Annotated in this window: 14 protein-coding genes; 7 read left to right on the forward strand and 7 right to left on the reverse strand. The window is 60.0% G+C overall.

The window, feature by feature from the left end; genetic code table 11:
- The first annotated feature begins 59 nt into the window (after positions 1–59).
- Positions 60–569 carry a CS1 type fimbrial major subunit gene (locus tag BLQ55_RS01485; RefSeq protein ID WP_092251945.1) on the forward strand — a complete coding sequence of 170 codons (510 nt, stop codon included), beginning with the start codon at positions 60–62 and terminating at the stop codon, positions 567–569.
- A gap of 80 nt (positions 570–649) precedes the next feature.
- Positions 650–1,141, forward strand: a complete 492-nt coding sequence (locus BLQ55_RS01490) for an adhesin (protein WP_092251947.1) — start codon at positions 650–652, stop codon at positions 1,139–1,141.
- Positions 1,142–1,319: 178 nt separating this feature from the next.
- Here BLQ55_RS01490 and BLQ55_RS01495 read toward each other — a convergent pair whose 3' ends face one another.
- Positions 1,320–4,427, reverse strand: a complete 3,108-nt coding sequence (locus BLQ55_RS01495; RefSeq protein ID WP_092251949.1) for a transglycosylase domain-containing protein — start codon at positions 4,425–4,427, stop codon at positions 1,320–1,322.
- A 233-nt stretch (positions 4,428–4,660) separates the two neighbouring features.
- Between BLQ55_RS01495 and BLQ55_RS01500 the strand changes: the two genes are divergently transcribed.
- The 4 genes from BLQ55_RS01500 to BLQ55_RS01515 all read left to right on the forward strand — a co-directional run bounded on the left by BLQ55_RS01500 (position 4,661) and on the right by BLQ55_RS01515 (position 9,393).
- A complete protein-coding gene (locus BLQ55_RS01500; RefSeq protein ID WP_092205150.1) occupies positions 4,661–5,119 on the forward strand; it encodes an REP-associated tyrosine transposase in 459 nt (152 codons plus the stop codon).
- A 591-nt stretch (positions 5,120–5,710) separates the two neighbouring features.
- Positions 5,711–7,132 (forward strand): amino acid permease, encoded by a 1,422-nt coding sequence (locus tag BLQ55_RS01505; protein WP_092251951.1) that lies wholly within the window; start codon positions 5,711–5,713, stop codon positions 7,130–7,132.
- Between the two features lie 162 nt (positions 7,133–7,294).
- On the forward strand, positions 7,295–7,669 hold the full coding sequence (locus BLQ55_RS01510) for a GtrA family protein (RefSeq protein WP_092205148.1): 375 nt from the start codon (positions 7,295–7,297) through the stop codon (positions 7,667–7,669).
- 203 nt (positions 7,670–7,872) lie between these two features.
- Positions 7,873–9,393, forward strand: coding sequence for a glucosyltransferase domain-containing protein (locus tag BLQ55_RS01515; protein WP_371128510.1), 1,521 nt, complete (start codon positions 7,873–7,875; stop codon positions 9,391–9,393).
- A 72-nt stretch (positions 9,394–9,465) separates the two neighbouring features.
- Here the strand turns inward: BLQ55_RS01515 and BLQ55_RS01520 are convergent, their stop codons facing one another.
- The 6 genes from BLQ55_RS01520 to BLQ55_RS01545 form a co-directional block, all read right to left on the reverse strand.
- The gene (locus BLQ55_RS01520) at positions 9,466–11,085 is read right to left on the reverse strand and encodes an FMN-binding glutamate synthase family protein (RefSeq protein WP_092205146.1); all 1,620 of its coding nucleotides are present in this window, start codon (positions 11,083–11,085) and stop codon (positions 9,466–9,468) included.
- Positions 11,086–11,298: 213 nt separating this feature from the next.
- On the reverse strand, positions 11,299–12,705 hold the full coding sequence (locus tag BLQ55_RS01525) for an ATP-binding protein (RefSeq protein WP_092205145.1): 1,407 nt from the start codon (positions 12,703–12,705) through the stop codon (positions 11,299–11,301).
- On the reverse strand, positions 12,702–14,504 hold the full coding sequence (locus BLQ55_RS01530) for a DAHL domain-containing protein (RefSeq protein WP_092251955.1): 1,803 nt from the start codon (positions 14,502–14,504) through the stop codon (positions 12,702–12,704). The genes BLQ55_RS01525 and BLQ55_RS01530 overlap by 4 nt, the downstream gene beginning before the upstream one ends.
- Positions 14,501–15,460, reverse strand: coding sequence for a cytochrome-c peroxidase (locus BLQ55_RS01535; RefSeq protein ID WP_092251957.1), 960 nt, complete (start codon positions 15,458–15,460; stop codon positions 14,501–14,503). The genes BLQ55_RS01530 and BLQ55_RS01535 overlap by 4 nt, the downstream gene beginning before the upstream one ends.
- Positions 15,461–15,500: 40 nt before the next feature.
- On the reverse strand, positions 15,501–17,375 hold the full coding sequence (locus BLQ55_RS01540) for a two-component system response regulator (RefSeq protein WP_092251960.1): 1,875 nt from the start codon (positions 17,373–17,375) through the stop codon (positions 15,501–15,503).
- A complete protein-coding gene (locus BLQ55_RS01545; RefSeq protein WP_092251962.1) occupies positions 17,372–19,663 on the reverse strand; it encodes a GGDEF/EAL domain-containing response regulator in 2,292 nt (763 codons plus the stop codon). The genes BLQ55_RS01540 and BLQ55_RS01545 overlap by 4 nt, the downstream gene beginning before the upstream one ends.
- Before the next feature lie 226 nt (positions 19,664–19,889).
- Here BLQ55_RS01545 and BLQ55_RS01550 point away from each other — a divergent pair, with 226 nt between their 5' ends.
- Positions 19,890–21,257, forward strand: coding sequence for a response regulator c-di-GMP phosphodiesterase, NosR family (locus BLQ55_RS01550; protein WP_092251964.1), 1,368 nt, complete (start codon positions 19,890–19,892; stop codon positions 21,255–21,257).
- Positions 21,258–21,430: the final 173 nt, after the last annotated feature.

The raw sequence follows: 21,430 nt of genomic DNA on the forward strand, positions 1-21,430 counted from the left end.
AGTGACGGTGGGGGCAAGTTTGCTCCTGCGCTTTTTATTACTACAAAAAGGTATCAAGCATGTTCAAGAAAGTTTTGTCCGTTATTGCTTTGGGGGCTGCTGCGCTAAGTTCGTCGTTGGTACTGGGCGCCGATGACGCACGTTCATCGATCCATATCGAGGCGAACATTCCGACCCAGCAATTCCACGTGCAGCCACGGGATCCGGAGTTTGGCAAGGATGAATACATGCATTACAACCCGGTGACCTACCAGCTCACCTCTTTGCGCCATACCTATGATGTGAAGAACACCGACGGTTCGGTCCACGCCTACCTCGAGAATGCCAACCAGACAGGTGCCATCCATCTGAGCAACGGTGTGGATCATGTGACCCTGAGGGCGATATTCAACGGCGTGCCTCTGGACAGCCGACCCCAGGAAGTCGTGGACGATGCCACGTCCACACCGGGTACCCAGGCTGAGATGCGTGTCGTCGTTGCGAGCCAGCCCACTCGCCCATTGTCTCCAGGCGTGTACAACGCTGACTTCACCGTGATTTTTGACGCGGTGCCTCGGGTCAACCCCTGATTTTGTGGTGTGTGTTGCCTGTAACAGCGGGACGCAGGCAGCACTCCCGCATTTCCATAACCATAAAAAGAATTTCAACCATGTTCGAAAAATTTGTATCCATCGCTGCCCTGGGCTTTGTAGCCCTGGGTTCTTCGCTGGCATGGGCTGGCGATGACGCACGTTCATCGATCCATATCAGCGCGAACATCCCGAACAAGCAGTTTCATGTACAGCCACGCAATCCAGACTTCGGTAAGGACGAAGTCATGCATTTCAATCCTGTGAACAGAATGTTGTCCCCAGTGCGTCAGATCTTCGATGTGAAAAACACCGACGGTTCGGTTCATGCCTACATTGAAGGGAATTCCTGGTTGTTCAACGGTACTTATGGAATTCACACTGTCACCTTGTTCAACAACGTTTGGTTGGAAAAAGTGCCTAAGGAAGTGGTGGATGACGCTACGTCCACGCCAGGCATGACGGCTGAAATGCGCATCTTCGTCCCCCTCCCGGTTTCTCCCATGTTGTCCGGTTTGTTCACGGGGCATATCACCGTGATCTTCGACGCGGTGCCTCGGGTCACGCTCTGATCTCGGGTCAACCCGCTGTCTTTGTGGCGAGGGGATTTATCCCCGTTGGGCTGCGCAGCAGCCCTGAAAGCCGATACCACGGTGGATCAGGTTAATGGCGTGCTTTTTTAGGGGCTGCCGCGCAGCCCAGCGGGGATAAATCCCCTCGCCACAGGTACCTCCCCCAACTTGCCGTGACTCATTGCCCCGCCACCAGCGGCTTGCACTGGGTATGGCTTCCCGGTTGCAAGTAGGGCGAGAGAAACGGCGCCATGCCCTTGAGTACTTGTACCGGCAAGGCCGAGGTGAACTTGAAGTTCTGCGCCGACGCGCCCGGTACATAGGCGGTGAGGGTGCCGAAATGGCTATCGCCGATGTAGAACACGAAGGTGGCGGTGCGGTTGATGGATTTGGAACTGAGGATCCGCCCACCGGCGCCGATGGCCTCGATGCGGTTGTCGCCGGTGCCGGTCTTGCCGCCCATGGCCAGCGGCGTGCCGTCGGCCAGCTTGAAACTGCCGGCCACGCGTTTCGCGGTGCCGGCATCCACCACCTGGGACAGCGCCCCGCGCAAGGCCTGGGCCACTTCCACGGGCATCACGCGCTTGCCATTGTCCGGGTTGCTCACCAGCCGTGTCTCGTAAGGCGTGTCGACGGCAAAGTCGAGGCTGTCCACCCGCAGCGCCGGTTGGCGGATGCCATCGTTGAGGATGGTGCCCACCAGTTCGGCCAGCGCAGCCGGGCGGTCACCGGAACTGCCGATGGCGGTGGCCAGCGATGGCACCAGGTGGTCGAACGGATAGCCCACTTGCTGCCAGCGCTGGTGGATATCCAGGAAGGCTTCGATTTCCAGCATGGTGCGGATGCGACTGTCGCGGGCGCTCTTGTGCCGGCTCTTGAACAGCCAGCTATAGACTTCCTGGCGCTCGAACTGGCTGGCCTTGACGATCTGGCTGAACTTGGCGTCGGGGTTGTTCAGCAGGTAACCCATCAACCACAGGTCCAGCGGGTGAACCTTGGCGATGAAGCCCTGGTCCGGCAGGTCATAGGCACCGGGGCCATAGCTTTGGTAGAGCCGTTCGAGGCGTTCGTCGGTGAGTTTTTCAGCGCTCTTGGCTGACTTCAAATGGGCGCGCACGAAGCGGTTGAAGCTCTCCTGGCTGTCGTTGGGAAAGAAATAGCGGTGCACGGCGGCCAGGCGGATGGCGGTAGGGCGCATGCCGTCGAGGAACGTTTCCAGGCGCTGGCCGGTGTCCTTTTTCTGGTATTTCTTCCAGAACCTGAGCAGGAACGAGGTGCCTTCGCGGTCGGCGAATTGGGCCAGGTATTCCTGGCGGCGCGGGTCCTTGTCGTCCTTGAGCAGTTCGGAACTGTTGTTGGGCCCGGCATAGGTGGCGTAGCGCACCAGGTCGCGCATCAGGCGGATGAACGGCAGGTTGATAGACTCCCGCAGGGCGTCGCGCAACGTCGGGTTGCGACCGTTGTCCTCGTTGCGGAAGTTGTGGAAGGTGTGCAGCCCGCCGCCGGTAAAAAAGGCTTCGCCCGGGCTGGCCGAGTAGGTCCGGTCCAGCGCGGCTTCGAGCATGTTCGACAGGCTGCGGTCGGTGTTCTGGATCAGGTAATCGACGGCCCAGCGCGAGAGGCGGTCCTGCTCGGCGACTTCGGTTTTCTTCAACGCCGCCGGGGTCTGCTGGGCATAACGGTCGTGCAGTTCGGCGATGATTTGCAGGTAGGTGGTGAGCACCCGCAACTTGGCGGTGGAGCCCAGTTCCAGCTTGCTGCCTTCGTTGATGTCGAAAGGCTGGTCGGTGCTGTCGGTCTGCACCCGCACACGCGAGCCATCGGGGGTCAGTTCCAGCAGGGTGAAGCTGTAGCGCACCTGGGTGGTGCTGGTGGGGGTCAGCAGGCGTTCTCCCATCAGGCCGATCTCGGTCGCGAAGGCCGGGTCGGCCAAGCGCTTGAGGTAGTCGGTGGCCTGGGCCTGCAAATCGCTTTGCAAGGTGCTGGTGGCGGACAGGTCGAGGCGATCGAGGTCGTACAGCGGACGGTTGAGCAGGGCGGCGAGGCGACTGCGGGCGGCGCTGATGCCTTTGTTGGTTTCGTTGGGCTGCACGGTCGGGTCCTGGACCCAGTCGCGATAGCTGACCTTGCTCGCCAGGGCCGCCTCCGACAACGCCGCGTCGATCACGCCGTTCTGTGCCAGCAGGCGGATGTGGCTATCGGTCAGGCGCGCCAGTTCATCGTGACCCTTGGACAGGTAATGGGACGGTCGGCGCTGGGCGATCATCAACGACAGCATTTCCCGCAGGGCCAGGCCTTTTTCCGCCAGGCTCTGGGGATCGGTCGCGGTGCTGGCCAAGCGTTCATTGGCCCGATTGAAGTCGGCGCCATACCAGACCCGCAAGCCTTCGGCCATGCCATGGACTTCACCATGCCCCGGCACGGCGGAAAGCGGGACGCTGTTGAGGTAGTCGCGGATGATCCGCTGCCGCGCCTCGAGGGTTTGCGGGCCGCCCTGGTAAGCGCGCACGCTGGCGGAAATCATCTGGCGGATTTTCTCCGCGCCGGACACGGTCAGGCCCTCAGGCGAGTGACGGTATTTCTCCAGTTGTGTGGCCAAGGTGCTGCCCCCGGCGGATTGCCCCGGCAGGCTCAACAGCTTGGCGACTTGCGACCAGGCCGCCATGGCGAAGCGCGGCCAGTCCACGGCCGGGTTGGCCAAGGGTTGCTTGGGGTCGAGCAGAAAACGGTTCTCGATGAACAACAGGCTCTGCACCACCACGGGCGGGATCGCTTCGAAGTTCGCATACAGCTGCTGCGGGTACTTGAACTGATAGACCGGTGCGGCGCGGCAGTCGGTGATGGTCAATCCAGCCTGGATCTTTTCCGCGTAGGGCACGAACAGGCCTTTTTCGACGTAGTCCATCAACGCCGGCGAAAACCGCGCCTGGGCCTGGATCACATAGTCACGCTTGAGCAGGCGCGGCAGGAACTCCCCCAGCGCGCTGTAGCCCAGGCGCCGGTCGAACGGGCCTGCGCCAGGGTAGACGATGGCATCGCTGGGTCCCGGCTGTACCGAGTAACTCAGGGACGCGGCGTACTGGCTGAGCTCCCGGGCCTGAAACCGCGACGTGCGCATTTCCTTGGTCACTGCGAGGCCGACCACCACCACGATAATCAGCAACAACAACCAGAATGCCCGCCAGCCATGTCGTGCGCGGCGTTTTTTTTGAGGTAAAGGCGCTTCTTCCATACGTTCAGTCGGGACCACAGGTTCATTTGAATCGGTTTGCCACAAAGCGCCCATAGTCGACTGATCCATTAAGCAGATTGATCGGACTTGCTTGAAGCTTAGACGGTGGTTGGCGTGGGGGGAGGGGAAATTGTGGGTACCGGTCTGTCATGACTTCCACTAGTCACAGATAAATCCCCACATCACAAGTACTACACAAGCTTCGGAGTATTCGCTCGACCTTCTCAGCGTCGATCAAACAACAGCATGGCTACGCTGCATCCAAACCCTCTCAAAGGAAGCAAGGAATGCATCCACGCCCCAATTCACATCGCTTGCGTCGAGGACGTTATTCGGAGCAAGGACGCGCCTATCTGGTGACGGCCGTTACTCATCAGCGCCGTCCTGTTTTTGCCAACTGGAAGGTTGGAAGATTGTTGGTTGCAGAATTCAAATGCGCCCATGATTCTGGCTTGGTGAACTCTTTAGCCTGGGTGGTAATGCCGGATCATTTTCACTGGTTGCTGCAACTCCACGATGGCCATCTGAGTCGTGTCATCGGTGCCACCAAAGCTCGATGCACCCATCGCGTCAATAGCATGACCGAAACCTCTGGTCCGCTTTGGCAAAGCGGCTTTCATGACCGCGCGATTCGTGACAATGAAGAGCTGCGGCCCTCCGCCGACTACATCATTGACAATCCGTTGCGGGCTGGGCTGGTGAAATGTATTGGCGATTACCCTCTCTGGGACACTGCATGGATTTGAAGTGACTCATGTTGCCTGTCTGGACCGGGGAACATGGATTCCCTGTGCTGAGGAGATGTAGCTGCGGTGGGATTCTGTGGCGAGGGGATTTATCCCCGCTGGGCTGCGAAGCAGCCCCAATACAGGCAACTCGATTGTTCAGAAATACCCGGGCTGCGGTTGAGGGGCTGCTGCGCAGCCCAACGGGGATAAATCCCCTCGCCACAAATAAATCCACTGCCACAGATAATCCCCATCATAACGGGCAGTGGTGTCCGGAAAACCTCGCGCTAGAGCCATCGCCCCCATGCCAAAACATGACGCTGCACCATCACTGTGCAATACTCGGCGACGTTTCCGAGTGCCCTGAATCCAGACAACACCTCTTCTAAAAGTCGATTCTGGCGCAGGCTATCCCTGAAATTTCCAGGTTTTACAGTGAATCTCTCTATCCCTGGCTTTTTATACTGCACGACCCGCTGATCCTGAGGTTGTCGTTCCACAGGACGGTCTGCCCACAAGACAGACCCGGTATCGGCAAGGCGGCAGGCTTACCGGCCTGCGGCTTTGGACACTCGGTGGCTAATCCAATAACAAGACGAGGTTACCCCTATGCCTGTCGGCAACCATCTGCCCCATGGCGAGTCCGCCCAGGGCGGTCCGCTCAAACGTGAACTCGGCGAACGGCATATCCGCCTGATGGCGCTTGGCGCCTGCATCGGTGTCGGGCTGTTCCTCGGTTCGGCCAAGGCCATCGAAATGGCCGGCCCGGCGATCATGCTGTCCTACATCATTGGCGGCCTGGCGATCCTGGTGATCATGCGCGCCCTCGGTGAAATGGCCGTGCACAACCCGGTGGCCGGTTCGTTCAGCCGCTATGCCCAGGATTACCTCGGCCCACTGGCAGGTTTCCTGACCGGTTGGAACTACTGGTTCCTGTGGCTGGTGACCTGTGTGGCGGAGATCACCGCCGTGGCGGTGTACATGGGCATCTGGTTCCCCGACGTGCCCCGCTGGATCTGGGCCTTGGCGGCACTGGTCAGCATGGGCTCGATCAACCTGATCGCGGTCAAGGCCTTCGGCGAATTCGAATTCTGGTTCGCCCTGATCAAGATCGTCACCATCATCGCCATGGTCATCGGTGGCATCGGCATCATCGCCTTTGGCTTCGGCAACGACGGTGTGGCCCTGGGCATTTCCAACCTCTGGGCCCACGGCGGCTTCATGCCCAACGGCGTGTCCGGCGTGTTGATGTCCCTGCAGATGGTGATGTTCGCGTACCTGGGCGTGGAGATGATCGGCCTGACCGCCGGTGAAGCGAAGAACCCACAGAAAACCATCCCCAACGCCATCGGTTCGGTGTTCTGGCGGATCCTGCTGTTCTACGTCGGCGCTCTGTTCGTGATCCTGTCGATCTACCCGTGGAACGAGATCGGCACCCAGGGCAGCCCTTTCGTGATGACCTTCGAGCGTCTGGGCATCAAGACCGCCGCCGGCATCATCAACTTCGTGGTGATCACCGCCGCACTATCGTCCTGCAACGGCGGCATCTTCAGCACCGGGCGGATGCTCTACAGCCTGGCGCAGAACGGCCAGGCCCCGGCCGGTTTCGCCAAGACCTCGACCAACGGCGTGCCGCGTCGCGCATTGCTGCTGTCCATCGCCGCGCTGCTGCTGGGCGTGTTGCTCAATTACCTGGTGCCGGAGAAGGTCTTCGTCTGGGTGACCTCCATCGCCACCTTCGGCGCGATCTGGACCTGGGTGATGATCCTGCTGGCCCAGCTCAAATTCCGCCGAGGCCTGAGCGCTTCCGAGCGTGCGGCCCTCAAGTACCGCATGTGGCTGTACCCGGTCAGTTCCTACCTGGCCCTGGCGTTCCTGGTGCTGGTGGTGGGCCTGATGGCGTACTTCCCGGATACCCGCGTGGCGCTATATGTAGGCCCGGCGTTCCTGGTGTTGCTGACAGTTTTGTTTTACACCTTCAAGTTGCAACCGACCGGTGACGTGCAGGGGACGGTGCGTTCGGTTTCGTAAGTTGACGGCGATGTAGAAGAGAGCCTCGGTCGGATGATCGGGGCTTTTTTGTGCGTCACAGCCAGATGAACTACAGGACACCTGTTAGTTCTTACAGTAGACCGAGTATCGACAGAACCCTAGATTGAATAGCCTTAAGTACCGTCCCGGTCGGGGGCATCCATGAAAACGTTATGGAAAGGCTTTTTCAGTTACGCCCTGATTGGGCTGGCCAATACGCTGATCCATTGGCAAGTGTTTTTCGTGCTCAGGGTGGCGTTCGGCCTCAATCAAGCGTTGAGTAACTTCACTGCCTTTTGCGTGGCAGCCTCGTTCTCTTTTTATGTCAATGCGCTCTACACATTCGAGGCCAAGACCTCAGTGTTGGGCTATGTTCTTTTCTTATGTGTCATGGGGACCCTCAGTTTCATTGTGGGTTACTTGGGTGATCGCTGGCATGTCCATGGCCTGCTGACTGTCGCGGTATTTTCGCTGTTGAGCCTGGTGATCGGTTTCCTGTTGTCCCGATTTGTGGTGTTTCGTGGACATCGCGAATGAGCGTTTGGTTGATCGTTCAGCTTTGGCGGCTGTGGTAGTCCTTGCGCTCGTCCGCGACTCTGTTTCCAGGCGGGATGCAATGGGTCGGCATTGGAGTATTGGGTGAGTACGTCGGACGGATATCTGAAGACCAGGCACCGACCCTGGCATGTCATCAAGGAAATGATCCGGAAAAGCAGGCTGAAATCCCGGGATGAATCATGATGAGCGACTTTTTCTATCGCGAGCTCAATCGTCGTCAGGTCGCGCTGTTTTTTTCAACGGCGATCTTGCTTTACGTCCTGCCGTTGATCCTCGCTGATTTTCGCTATATCGACGATAACTGGCGGGCACTGGAAGCTGGAATGGCCTGGACCAACCAAGGGCGCTGGTTTTCTGATCTGTTGTATCAAGCGCTGTCCCTCACCCGCGCCGCGCCAGACATTTTTCCGCTGCCATTGTTGCTCGCCGCATTGGCCATGTCCCTGGCTTTGATTCGCCTGACTTTTCATTACTTCCCTCAGCCGACACTGGTCTGTTGTTTGGTCCCGTTGCCCCTCTGGTACAACCCCTTCCTGTTGCAGAACCTGTCGTATCAATACGACGGCCCCGCGATGGCACTGAGTCTGGTCGCGGTCATTTACGCAATGACCTTTCAGGGGACTTCGCGAATACGTCAGTGGTGGGTGCCAGCCGGTTTGTTGGTGCTGGCATTCGGGCTCTACCAGATCAGCTTCAATGTGTTCCTGGGCCTGTGTTGCCTGGAATTGCTCACAGCGGCATACAAACGGGAACCGTACCTGCAATGGCTGGAAAAGCTGGGTTGGAAGTTGGCTCAGCTTGGTTTGGCCGTTCTGATTTACTTTGCCACCGCCGTGTTGCTCATGGGGCCGGAGCGGACTGCATTGTTGAATTGGAAAGCCGATCCGTTGCTGCAAATCGGCATCAACATAGAACGAGTGGCCGAGAAAGTTGCGCTGCTGTTTCACGGTGGCTACGCCTGGTTGCTAGCCGCGCTGGTTGTGTTGGCGCTGATCGGCGCCATACGATTGGGCAGCAGGTTGCTGGAGCGTGAGGAGCAGGGTTGGAAAACTTTCGTGTTGTTTCTGGGATGTTCGATGACGCTGCCTTTGTTGATCCTGCTGGTGCCTGGTATCACGCTGGTTTTTCGTGATTTCAACGAAGGCGCGCGTACCTTGATGGGCTTCGGTGTGCTTCTGATGTTCTGCTTTTATCTTGCGTATCTGGCTCTTTCTCCAATCCATCCGCGTTTGCCGTTATTGCTCTTCCTTCCGCTTCTGGCGACGCTTTCATTGTCCTTCGCTTATGGTCGGGTGCTGACTCTGCAAAAAACCTTCGCCGACGGTGCGCTTTACAGTTTGGGGTATGACATCACTTCACACCGGGAACTGTACGAAGCCAAGCGGATTTATCTATCGATCACCTATTCCGACTACTGGTTGGTAAGCGCTTGCGGTTCGTTCCGAGAGCTTCCGGTGCTGTCTTATTTACTAAATATCGACTACTTCATGCTCTCGGAACGCTTACCGTTAATGGGCATCACCAACGTGGCAAAGGAACGTGAGCGGCGCAATGCGACACAGGTGGGTTATTTAGTTTATGCGCCCATCGTGGACAACCAGTATTACCGGATTTATCTGCTGGGCGACTATGGTTTCATCGTTATGAAAGAGCCTACGCAAATCAGCCGCCGTGTTGCCGACTGTAGCGACTTGACTCGATAGTCAGGGAGTGTCCTGTTCCTTCCGGTGCAAGGAAAGTTGCGCAGCGTCGAAACGGTTCGTTGCGCGATCGGTTCACGCCGCCGCCACTTCCATCGGCTCAAAGCTGTCCGCCCGCGCCATCTGCCACATCCGCGAATAAAACGCCCCATTGACCTCGCCGGTCAGCAATTCCCCCGGCTTCAGAAACACGTGCAACTCAGAGAACAACTTGACCTCGGTGGCCGACATCCGCCGCACCAGGTGCTTGGGCTGCAATTGCGACGGGTGTTCGAGCCCGGCGGCGGCGAGCATTTCGGCCAGGGCCTTGAGGGTGTTGCGGTGGAAGTTGTAGACCCGCTGGGCCTTGTCCGGGACGACCAGGGCGCGCTGGCGCAAGGTGTCCTGGGTGGCGACGCCGGTGGGGCATTTGTTGGTGTGGCAGCTTTGGGACTGGATGCAGCCGATGGCGAACATGAAGCCGCGCGCGGCGTTGGCCCAGTCGGCGCCGATGGCCAGGACGCTGGCGATGTCGAAGGCGCTGACAATCTTGCCACTGGCGCCGAGCTTGATCTTGTTCCGCAGGTTCAGGCCCACCAAGGTGTTGTGCACGAACAACAGGCCCTCGCGCAGCGGCACGCCGATGTGATCGGTGAACTCCACTGGCGCCGCGCCCGTGCCGCCTTCCTTGCCGTCCACCACGATGAAGTCAGGCAGGATCCCGGTTTCCAGCATCGCCTTGGCGATGCCCATGAATTCCCAGGGATGGCCCAGGCAGAATTTGAAGCCCACCGGTTTGCCGCCGGACAGCTCACGCAGTTGCTGGACGAATTGCATCAGTTCGATGGGGGTGGAAAACGCGCTGTGACGTGATGGGGACACGCAATCCTCGCCCATGAGGATGCCACGGGTCTCGGCGATTTCCCGGGTGACCTTGTGCTTGGGCAGGATCCCGCCGTGGCCGGGTTTGGCGCCCTGGCTCATCTTGATTTCGATCATCCGCACCTGCGGGTTCTGTGCCTGGGCGGCGAAGCGCTCGGGGTCGAAGCGCCCGTCGCTGGTGCGACAGCCAAAATAGCCGCTGCCCAGTTCCCAGGTCAGGTCGCCACCGTGTTCGCGGTGGTAGGGGCTGATACTGCCTTCGCCGGTGTCATGGGCGAAGTTGCCCAGCTTCGCGCCTTGGTTCAACGCCCGGATGGCGTTGGCGCTCAGGGAGCCGAAGCTCATGGCCGAGATGTTGAACACCGATGCGGAGTACGGCTGGGTGCACTGTGGGCCACCGACCGTCACGCGAAAACCGCTGGGGTCGCTCAGCGGGGCCGGGCGCATGGAATGGCCGATGAATTCGAAGCCGGTCTGGTACACGTCGATCAAGGTGCCGAACGGCTTGTCGGCGCTTTCGTTCTTGGCCCGGGAGTACACCAGCGAGCGTTGGGCCCGGGAGAAGGGCAGGGCATCGCTGTCGGATTCGAGCAGGTACTGGCGGATCTCCGGGCGGATGCCTTCGACCAGATAACGGATATTGCCCAGGATCGGGTAGTTGCGCCGTACGGCATGACGGCTTTGCAGCAGGTCGAACACTCCCAACAGGCTCAACAGGCCGGTCACCAGCGCAATGGGCCAGAGCCAGTCGTGTTGCAGGAATGGCAGGCTGGCGAGGGTGAAGATGACACAGCCAGCAAAGAAGGCGTAACGACTCAGCAGAGACAGGCTCATACGGTTTCCTTGGGAGTGGGCGATTGGCGAGACATTAGCTTGGAATTCAGTCTGTGGCGAGGGAGCTTGCTCCCGCTGGGCTGCGTTGTAGGAGCTGTGTAGGAGCTGTCGAGTGCAACGAGGCTGCGATCTTTCCCCAAACACTTGAATCTCAAGCGAAAGAAAGCGAAAGATCAAAAGATCGCAGCCTTCGGCAGCTCCTACAGGGGTGGCTCAGCTTGCCTGCTTCATCTGCCGCAACGGTAATTCCACGCGGAAGGTGGTGCCCACGCCGACTTCGCTGCGTACGGTGATCTCGCCGTTGTGTTTTTTCACGATGCCGTAGGACAACGACAGCCCGAGCCCCGTGCCCTGGCCGATGGGTTTGGTGGTGAAGAACGGGTCGAAGATTTTCTGCAGGGTCTCGGGGGGAATGCCCGAGCCGTTGTCCGCCACTTCGATCCAGACGGTTTCTTCACCGACCCCGTTGCGCAGGGTGATGGTGCCGCGTTCGGGGCCGATGGCCTGGGCGGCGTTGACGATCAGGTTCATGATCACCTGGTTGATCTGCGACGGCAGGCATTCCACCTCCGGCAAGGGTGTGTATTCCTTGACCACGTCGGCCTTGTACTTGATTTCATTGGCGACGATGTTCAACGTCGAATCCATGCCCTGCTGCAAATTGGCCATCTGCCATTCCTGGCTGGAATCAACGCGGGAGAAGTCCTTCAGGTCCTTGACGATCTGCCCGACCCGGCCGATGCCATCCTTGGATTCCTTGATCAGCAGGGGGATGTCCTCGACCAGGAAATCCAGCTCCACCTGTTCGCGCAGCTTTCTCAAGTTCACCACCAGCTCCGGCGAGGCGATGGCCTCCTCGGCGCTGCCGTAAGCCGTGAGCATTTCCTGGAGTTTGCCGAAGTAGCCGTCCAGCGCCCCCAGGTTGGAAGAAATGAAGCCGATCGGGTTGTTGATCTCGTGGGCCACCCCGGCCGCCAACTGGCCCAGCGAGGCGAGCTTTTCCGATTGCACCAACTGGGTTTCCAGCATCTTGCGCTCGTCGATCTCCATCTGCAGCAGCTCGCTGGCCTGCTTGAAAGCCTGGGTGCGTTGTTCTACCAGGTCTTCGAGCTTGTTCATTTTCAATTGCGCGCGCGAGGTCATTTCCCATTTGGTGGTCAGGGTGTTGGCCATCTGCTGGACTTCGATGTTGTCGAACGGCTTCTTCAGGATGAGCAAGCGGTCGTGGCCGTTCAGGCGGTCGAGCAATTCATCCCAGGAATAATCCGAATAGGCGGTGCAAACCACCACTTGCAACTGCGGGTCGCGCTTCCAGAGTTCTTCGATGGTCTTGGCGCCGTCCCAGCCTTCGGGCATGCGCATGTCGACAAAGGCCAGGGCATAGGGACGCTCCTTGGCCATTGCCCCCAGCAATTTGTTCAGGCCCTCCTGCCCACCGTAGGCCGAGTCGAGTTCGAACACGGTGGCGGCAGGTTTCGGCGCTTCGCCAAACAGCGCGCTTTCCATGTCCTGCAAATCCGTGTTGCTGTCATCCTCCGGGGTGAGGATCTTGCGGAAATCTTCATGAATGGCGGGTGTATCGTCGATCAACAGGATGCGGCGGTTACTCAGGCTGTTCATGGTTCACCTTCTGCAAGTTTCAGGGGCACCTGCAATTGGAATGTCGCTCCTTTGCCTGGCCCCTCACTGTGGGCGGTGAGGTGGCCGTTCATTTCGATGGCCGCCAATGCGCAGCTGTGCAGGCCAAAGCCGTGGCCTTCCTTACGCGTGGTAAAACCATGGGCGAAGATGCGCGTCATATTTTCCTCCGGGATGCCTTCGCCTTCGTCCTTGACGCTGATTTGCAGGGTCTGGCCATCGACCACCGCGGCCTTGAGGGTCAGGTTCCGCGCATCGTTGGACACCCCGGCCATGGCGTACTTGGCATTGCTGATCAGGTTGATCAGGATCAGCAGCAAGCGATGCTTGTCGCCCATGATCCGCGGCACGTCGCCGTATTCCTTGATCACCGTAACATGATGGCGGGTCAGGGCGCCGGCGTTCATGCGCAAAGCGTCTTCGAGCAGTTCGCTGACCACCAGGGGCTCGAGCAGGCTGCTGGCCCCGGCATAGGATTGCTGGGTGGAGACGATGTCCTTGATGTGGTCCACGCTCTTGCTCAACTGGGCCAGTTCATCGGTCAGGCTCTGCTGCTCCAACGCGATGGCTTCGACCAGTTGGTTGAGGTAGCCGGGCAGCAGCTTGCCCTTGGCGTCTTCGGTGAGGAAGTGTCCGAGGTCATCGGCGTGTTCGTTGATCAGTTGCATCGCCTTGCCCAGGCCCAGGGCCTTGCTGCTGCGCAGTTTGCGGCTGACCAGGTCGGCGGAGATGTTCACGCTGTTGAGGACGTTGCCGACGTTGTGCAACACGTTGGTGGCGATTTCCGCCATGCCGGCCTGGCGGGCGGTGTCCATCAATTCGCTCTGGGTGTCCTTGAGCTGGCGGGTACGCTCCTCGACCCGTAGTTCCAGTTCATCGTTGGCGGTTTGCAGGGCGTTGTTGACCCGATTGATCTCGGCGAAGCTGCGTATCAACCGGATCGCCAGCCAGATCAGGATCAGCACCAGGAACGTGGCGAACACCAGCAGGTAAATGTGGTTGCGCTCGTATTTGGCGGCGGCTTTTTCCTGGTCTTTCTCAAGCAGGTTGGTGATGGTGTCCAGGCGATCGGACAAGGGGATCGCTTCGATGCCCAGCAATAATTCATTGACCTTTGGCTGTTCGCGCAGGATCACCCCGATGTGTCTGCGCAGGACTTCGATGGAGTTGAGCAACCCCTCGGGCAGGCGCTCCTTGTTGACATCCAACTGGTTCAAGCCCAACAGGACCTCGGCTGCGATTTCCGGGGAACTGAGCTGGGCGAACTCCATGCTGCTGAGCAACAGGTCGTAAGTGTCGATGGCAACGTTCTGCAACTCCAGTTTGTAGGTGTCGGGCAGCCGGGCGAACTGGCCCTGGATGTCATCCTCCCCTGTGGGCAGGAAGGCCAGGGAGTTGCGCAACACCGCGTTATGGGATTTGAACTGTTCCACCAGACGGGTCTTTTCCTTGACCAGCTTGAGGTAATCGTCGCGCTGGGCCTCCCAGAGCGATGGCCCGTGGCGCCCCGGTTCCGATTCGATGGCGTCCAGACGCTGCCACAGGCGTGCCATTTCATGCAGGGGGGAGACCAGCGGGTCGTAGTTGTGGGTCAGGGCGATCCGCGACTTGAGGACTTCGTTGTCCCAGATGGCGTCCTGTTGCTTGAGCAGGCGGATCAGGTCCCGGGATTCAATGTACGAGGCGGCCTGTCGGGCCCCCGAATTGATGTACATGAACAGCAGGATCGAAGCCAGCAACAGGCCGATGAACGCAAGACCGAGGCGACGGAGCGTGGTCATAGGGGCTTGCCCTCCGATTCACCGGTCAGGCTCTTGAGGAACTCGACGATCAGTGTCGTATCGTTCTTGAGCGGCTCACGACCCAGTTGGTACTTGAACATCACCTCCACCGCGTGTTCCAGAGTCGTCGCCGACCCGTCATGGAAATACGGCGCGGTGACGGCCACGTTGCGCAGGCTGGGCACTTTGAACACCTGGCGGTCCGCTTCATCGCCGGTGATGTTGAAGCGTCCTTCGTCGGCCCGGGTGGGGTTGCCCCGGTCGCCGATGTAGTCACCCATGATCCCGAATTTCTGGAACATGTTGCCGCCGATGTTCACGCCCTGGTGGCAAGCGATGCAGCCGTACTCCTTGAAACGCTGGTAACCGAACTTTTCCCGGGGCGTGAGGGCGTCGGTATTGCCCAGCAGGTACTGGTCGAAACGCGAGTTGGGTGTTTGCAAGGTGCGTTCGTAGTCGGCCAGGGCGCTCTGGATATTGGGCTCGGTCACGCCGTCGGGGTAGGCGTCCTTGAAGTCCTTGGCGTAGCCGGGATCATCGGCGATGCGCTTGATCACCGACTCCCAGGTGCTGCCCATTTCCACCGGGCTGATCACGACCTGGTGGACCTGTTCTTCCAGCGTATCGACCCGGCCATCCCAGAACTGGTGGAAGTTCAGGCCGGCGTTGAACACGGTGGGTGTATTGACCTCCACCGGCTTGCCGTCGAAGCCCAGGGAAAACGGCTTGTCGTCGGCACCGCCCTTGTCCAGGCGATGGCAACTGGCGCAGGACAGGGTGTTGTTGACTGACAGCCGTGGGTCATTGAACAGCCGCAGCCCCAGTTGGACGCGCTTGGGGTCCAGGGCCGGCACCGGTGGCAGGGGCTTGAGGGGTTCATCCAGGGGGGCGGCGTGAGCGGTTACGCTTGCTCCCACGAGCAGGCCGAGAGCCAGAATCAGTCCATGTGACGCCATGGGATCTTTTCCTTGAAACTTTGGTTGAGGACTCAGCTGTTCACGAAAACGGGTTCTGGCGTTTTTCCCACTCGGTCATCCAATCGGCAAAGGCCTGCGGTTCGACGGCCTTGCTGAAGTAATAACCCTGGACTTCCTCGCAGTGGTGCTGCTTGAGAAACTCAAGCTGCTCAAGGGTTTCCACCCCTTCGGCGATGATGTGCAGGTTCAGGCTCTTGCCCAGGCTGATGATGGTGCTCACCAGCTTGGCGTCATTGCTGTCGATGCTCAGGTCACCGACGAACGACTGGTCGATCTTCAGCACATCCACCGGAAATTTCTGCAAGTAGCTCAGGCTCGAATAGCCGGTGCCGAAATCGTCGATGGCCAGGCGTATCCCCTGTTGCTTGATGGCCTTGAGGATGGCGACCGTGGTATCGATGTTCTGCATCAGTACGCTTTCGGTGATCTCCAGTTCCAACTGTGTCGGGTCCAGGCCGGTTTCCTTGAGGGTGCGGGTGATGCCTTCGACGAAGCCGCGCTGGCGAAAATCGATGGCCGAGATGTTCACCGACAGGCACAACGGCCGCATGCCCTGGGCTTGCCAGCGGCAGGCCTGCTGGCAGGCTTCCTGAAGCACCCATTGGCTCAGCGGAACGATCAAGCCGCTGTCCTCGGCCACCGGAATGAAATCCCCCGGGTAGACCAGGCCATGTTCCGGCCTGTTCCAGCGTACCAACGCCTCGACTCCGACCACCTTGCCGCTCCCGAGGTCGAGCTTGGGTTGGTAATGCAGCACGAATTCCTTGCGTTGCAGGGCCAGGCGCAGGCCCGATTCGATGGTCTGTTGCTGCCGTGCCCGGCGGTTCATGTCCTCGGTGAAGAAACGGTAGTCGTTGGGGCCGGTTTCCTTGACGTTGCGCATCGCCGTCTCGGCTTTCTTGATCAGCGCCACGGCGTCGAAACCGTCGGTCGGGTACACGCTGATGCCCAAACTCGCGGTGACGCTCAGGTCATGGCCGTCGATGGGTTGCGGGGAGCTGATGGCCGCCAGCAGTTTTTCGGCCACGCCTTTGGTTTGCTGCGCCTCGGCGATGTCTCCCATGATCACTACGAATTCATCGGAACCGTAGCGGAACACCGAATCGGACTCACGCACCACGGTCGCCAGCGCCCGGGCCACGCGCTTGAGCATTTCGTCGCCCACCGGATGGCCTAGCGCGTTGTTGATGCGCTTGAAGCGGTCCAGGCCGATGAACATCACCGCCAGTTGCCGGTCGTGCCGACGGCACTGGGCCATGGCCTGGGTCAGGCGGTCGCCGAGCAACATGCTGTTGGGCAGCTCGGTGAGCACATCGTATTGCAGCAGGTGGGAGACCTTGAGCAATTCCTGGACGCGCTCTTCGATCGTGCGTTCCAGGCTGCGCATTTTCCGCGCCGCGTCCTGGGCCAGCTGCCATTTCCAGGTCATGGCGCTGGCCATCTGGCGGATTTCCAAGGTGTCGAACGGTTTCTTGAGAATCAGCAATTGATCATCGAACTCGATCCGTTCGGCCATGGTTTCCCAGGAGTAATCCGAGAAGGCCGTGCACAGGGCGATTTGCAGGCGCGGGTCGGCTTTCCACAGTTGTTCGATGGTTTGCAGGCCATCCCAGCCCGGTGGCATGCGCATGTCGGCGAACACCAGCGCATAGGGCTGGCCTTCGGCCTGGGCGCGCTTGACCAGTTCCAGCGCTTCCTCACCCTGGTAGGCCGAGTCGATCTGGAATTGCAGCCGGTTGACCTGCGGAGTGCCGAACAGCAGGCTTTCGGTGTCGTCCAGCGAGTCATCGCTGCCGGCGCTGGGGCTGAGGATCTTGCGAAAGTCCTGGTGGATCGCCGGCGTGTCGTCCACCACCAGGATCCGCCGGTTGGCAGGCACCGACATGGGGTTCATGGATTGCTCTCCGATAGCTGGCTCGCTGGTCGGGTCCAGTGGTCTGTCGCGGGAATGATCGTGCCGGCCTTGAGCAGTTTGGCGGCCTGGCTGCTGTCGACCACGGTGCTGAAGTAATGCCCCTGGGCCTGCATCGCGCCGCCGCTGGACATCAGCGTGGTGCGTTGTTCCTGGGTCTCGACCCCCTCGGCAATGATCCCGATGCCCACGTCCCGGGCGAAGTTGATGATCGCCCGCAACGTCGTGGCGTTCTCGGGGTCGGCGTTGGCGCTGTCGAGAAAGCGCTGGGCGAGCTTGAGGTGATTGACCCGGTAGGTCTTGAGGTAATCGAACGAGGAATATTCGGTACCGAAGTCATCGATGGCGATCTGCACGCCCAGTTCGCAGAGGCGCGGCAGCACGTCGTTGTGGGTCCACTTGGTCTGGGCCAGGGTGGCTTCGGTGACGTCGAAACGCAGGTCCCAGGGTGCCAGCTCCCAGCGCGCGGTGGTGCGCAGCACGTCGTAGATCAGTTCCGGGCCGGTCTTGAGCTGGGTCAGGGACAGGTCGATGGCGATCACCGGCGGCGCCATGCCCTGGTCGCGCCATTGGCGCATCTGTTGGCAGGCCTGGTCCAGCACCCAGTGCCCGAGGCCAATGATGATCCCGGTCTTCTCGGCCGCTGGCATGAAGGCCTCCGGTTCCAGCCAGCCCCGTTGGGGGTGGTTCCAGCGCACCTGCACGCCCATGCCGAGGATCTTGCCGGTGCCGAGGTCGACTTCGGGCAGGTAGTGCAGGTGCAGTTCCTGGTTTTCGATGGCTTGGCGCAAATCGTTGGCCAGGGCGACCCGGTCGGTGACTTCCTGGTTAATTTCCTCGTTGTGGAAGTGATACTGGTTGCGTCCCTTTTCCTTGGAGCGGTACAGGGCCATGTCGGATTGCGCCATCAGGCTGTCGGCACTCAGGCTTTGCGGGGTGTACAGGGCGATGCCGATGCTCACCGAGATCCGTACGTCGTTGCCGTCCAGGGAGTACGGCGCGACCAGCGCATCACGGATCTTGCCCGCCAGCGCGGCGCAGTGGGTCGCTTCATGGACGTCCAGTTGCAGCAGGGCGAATTCGTCGCCGCCCAGGCGTGCCACCACATCGTTTTCCCGGGTACAGGACTTGATACGGGCGGCGACTTCCTGCAACAGCAGGTCGCCGATGGGATGGCCCAAGGTGTCGTTGATGCGTTTGAAGTGATCCAGGTCCAGGTAGAACATGGCGAACGGTGCCGCTCCCCGACGAGCGGCGGCGAAGGCCTGGTGCAGGCGCTCGATCATGGTGGCGCGGTTGGCCAACCCGGTCAGGCCGTCGGTGCGGGCGAGCAGGGCGATCTTCTCTTCGGCCAGCTTGCGCTCGGTGATGTCCAGGATGATGCCTTCCACTTCCAGCAACAGGCCCTGGTCGTTGCGCACCGGAATGTAGCGGTTCTCCACCCAGCGGAACGTGTCGTCGCCAGTGCGCATGCGAAACTCGATGGAGGCCCCGGCAGTGTCACGGTCGAGGACGCGGACCATGGCCTCCTGGACTTTGTCCTGGTCGTCGGGGTGGATCAGGGTTTGCGCCCAGTCCGGCGCGTTGATCAGTTGCGCCGCGGAATGACCGAACTTGGTGATGTTATGGGAGATGTACATCAACGCGAACGGCGGCTCGCCCCGCAGGCGATAGAGAATGGTCGGGCTGTTCTGCACGATGATGTTGGCGTCGGCCAACTCGCGGGTGCGTTCCTCGACCGCCCGTTCGAGCATGTCCATTTTCAGCGCCGCGTCCTCGGTCATCTGCCATTTGACGGTCAGGGCGCTGGCCATCTGGCGGATCTCGATGGCGTCGAAGGGTTTTTTCAGGATGAGCAGGCGGTCGCCCAGTTCGAGGCGCTCGGAAATGTCTTCCCAGGAGTAATCCGAGTACGCGGTGCACAGGGCCACTTGCAGCTTGGGGTCGGCGCGCCATAGCCGTTCGATGGTTTCAAGGCCGTCCCAGCCCGGCGGCATGCGCATGTCGATGAACGCCATGGCGAAGGGCTGCCCTTGGGCCAGCGCTTTCTCGACCTTGTTCAAGGCTTCCATGCCCTGGAACGCCGAATCGAGGACGAAACTCATGGCGGCGACTGCCACCGGCGCCCCGAACAGAGCCTCTTCGGCACTGCTCAGGTTGTCTTCGGCGGTCATCTGGGGGCTGAGGATCTTGCGAAAATCCTCATGGATGGTCGGGGTGTCGTCGACGATCAGGATCCGCCGATTGGTCTTATCCAAAGGCAGATTCATGGCCGTGCACCACTTTGATGCTGACTATAGAACCCTGGGAACATCTGATATCCCTTTCGCTGGCATGAGTATTCGGCCTATACATGGCCCTTCATGGGGTAGAGCATAGTCGTCTCATCGCGATGCGCTCGGCCACTGATGGCAAATGTGTCTAAATCTTCGCAATCTACTAGCCTGTATTTGGGGCTAAGGTAGAACGGTTGCCGTGAACAGGAGGGGGTTTCAAATGGAAGATCAATCGCCGGACGTTCCGGTAAAGAAGCCGGTGGTGCTGCTGGTCGATGACGAAGAGTCGATTCTCAATAGCCTGCGTCGGCTATTGCGCAGCCAGCCGTACGAGATCCTGCTGGCCGACAGTGGCGCCAAGGCCCTGGAGATTCTCAAGGAGCGGCCGGTCGACCTGGTGATGACCGACGCGCGCATGCCGAACATGGATGGCGCCACGCTGTTGGCCGAGATCCGCAAGCTGTACCCATCGACGTTGCGCATCCTGCTCACCGGTTATGCCGATGTGGACATGATGACCAAGGCCATCAACGAGGGGCAGCTCTATCGCTACCTCAGCAAGCCCTGGAACGATGAGGAACTGGTACAGGCCTTGCGCCAGGCCCTGGCCCACCAGCATTCCGAAAGCGAACGCCAGCGTCTCGAAGCGCTGAACCGCGAGCAGAACCAGCAACTCAAGACCCTGAACGCCACCCTGGAAAAACGCGTGGCGTCGCGCACCTCCGAGCTGCAGCAGACCGCCGACATGCTCGACCTGGCCTATGACGAACTCAAGCGCAGTTATGTGACCAGCACCGAGGTGTTTTCGCTGATCGCCAACCTGCGCCTGCCCAAGGCCAAGCAGACCAACCGGCAGATCATCGAGTTGATCAGGGTCTACAGCCGACTGCATTTCCTCGATGAGTCCACCGACCGCGACCTGACCATGGCCGCTGCGCTCTACAACATCGGCAAGCTGAGCTGGACCGACAATATGATGGTCACGCCCGCCGACTTGCTGCACCACAATGAGCTCGATCTCTATCGGGCCTATCCGAAGCAGAGCGAATCGCTGCTGATGACCCTGGATCCGATGAAGGACGCGGCCCGGATCATCCGCCATCACCAGGAGCGCTGGGACGGCAGCGGCTTCCCAGAGCACCTCAAGGGCGAGGCCATTCCCTTCGGCTCGCGACTGTTGAAACTGGCGGTGGATTTCATCGAGCTGCAGCGCGGGTTGATCCTCGAACGACAGATGAACAGCGACGAGGCGCTGGTCTACATCCGCAAATACGCCGGCAAGCTGTACGACCCGGACATGATCGAGGATTTCATCAAGGCCTGCGGCGAGTACCTGGACGACGTGACCCTGTCCGACCCGACGGTCAAGGTCATGAACACCCGCGAACTGGTGGCCGGCATGATCCTGGCGCGCAACCTCAACGCCGACAACGGCATGCTGCTGCTCAACGCCGGCAAGGTCCTGAGCGGCCCGCTGGTGGAGAAGCTCATCGCCTTCGAGTCGATGGAAGGGGCCCGGTACAGCGTGTTCGTCAAGATCCCCGAAGAACTCGCCGACCCTTCGGCGCCGAGGCCGATTTTGGGGTGATGCGGTTCTGAAGATGCCACTGTTCGAACTGTGGGAGCGAGCTTGCTCGCGATAGCGGAGTGTCAGTGACTGCAGTGTCGACTGACCGGACGCTATCGCGAGCAAGCTCGCTCCCACAGGGGGAATGTGTTGAATTTCAGCCCAGCGCCAGGCTTTGCTCCCGGCCACTGTGT

The sequence above is a fragment of the Pseudomonas sp. NFACC13-1 genome (genome assembly GCF_900104425.1).
Classification (GTDB): Bacteria; Pseudomonadota; Gammaproteobacteria; order Pseudomonadales; family Pseudomonadaceae; genus Aquipseudomonas; species Aquipseudomonas fluorescens_AA.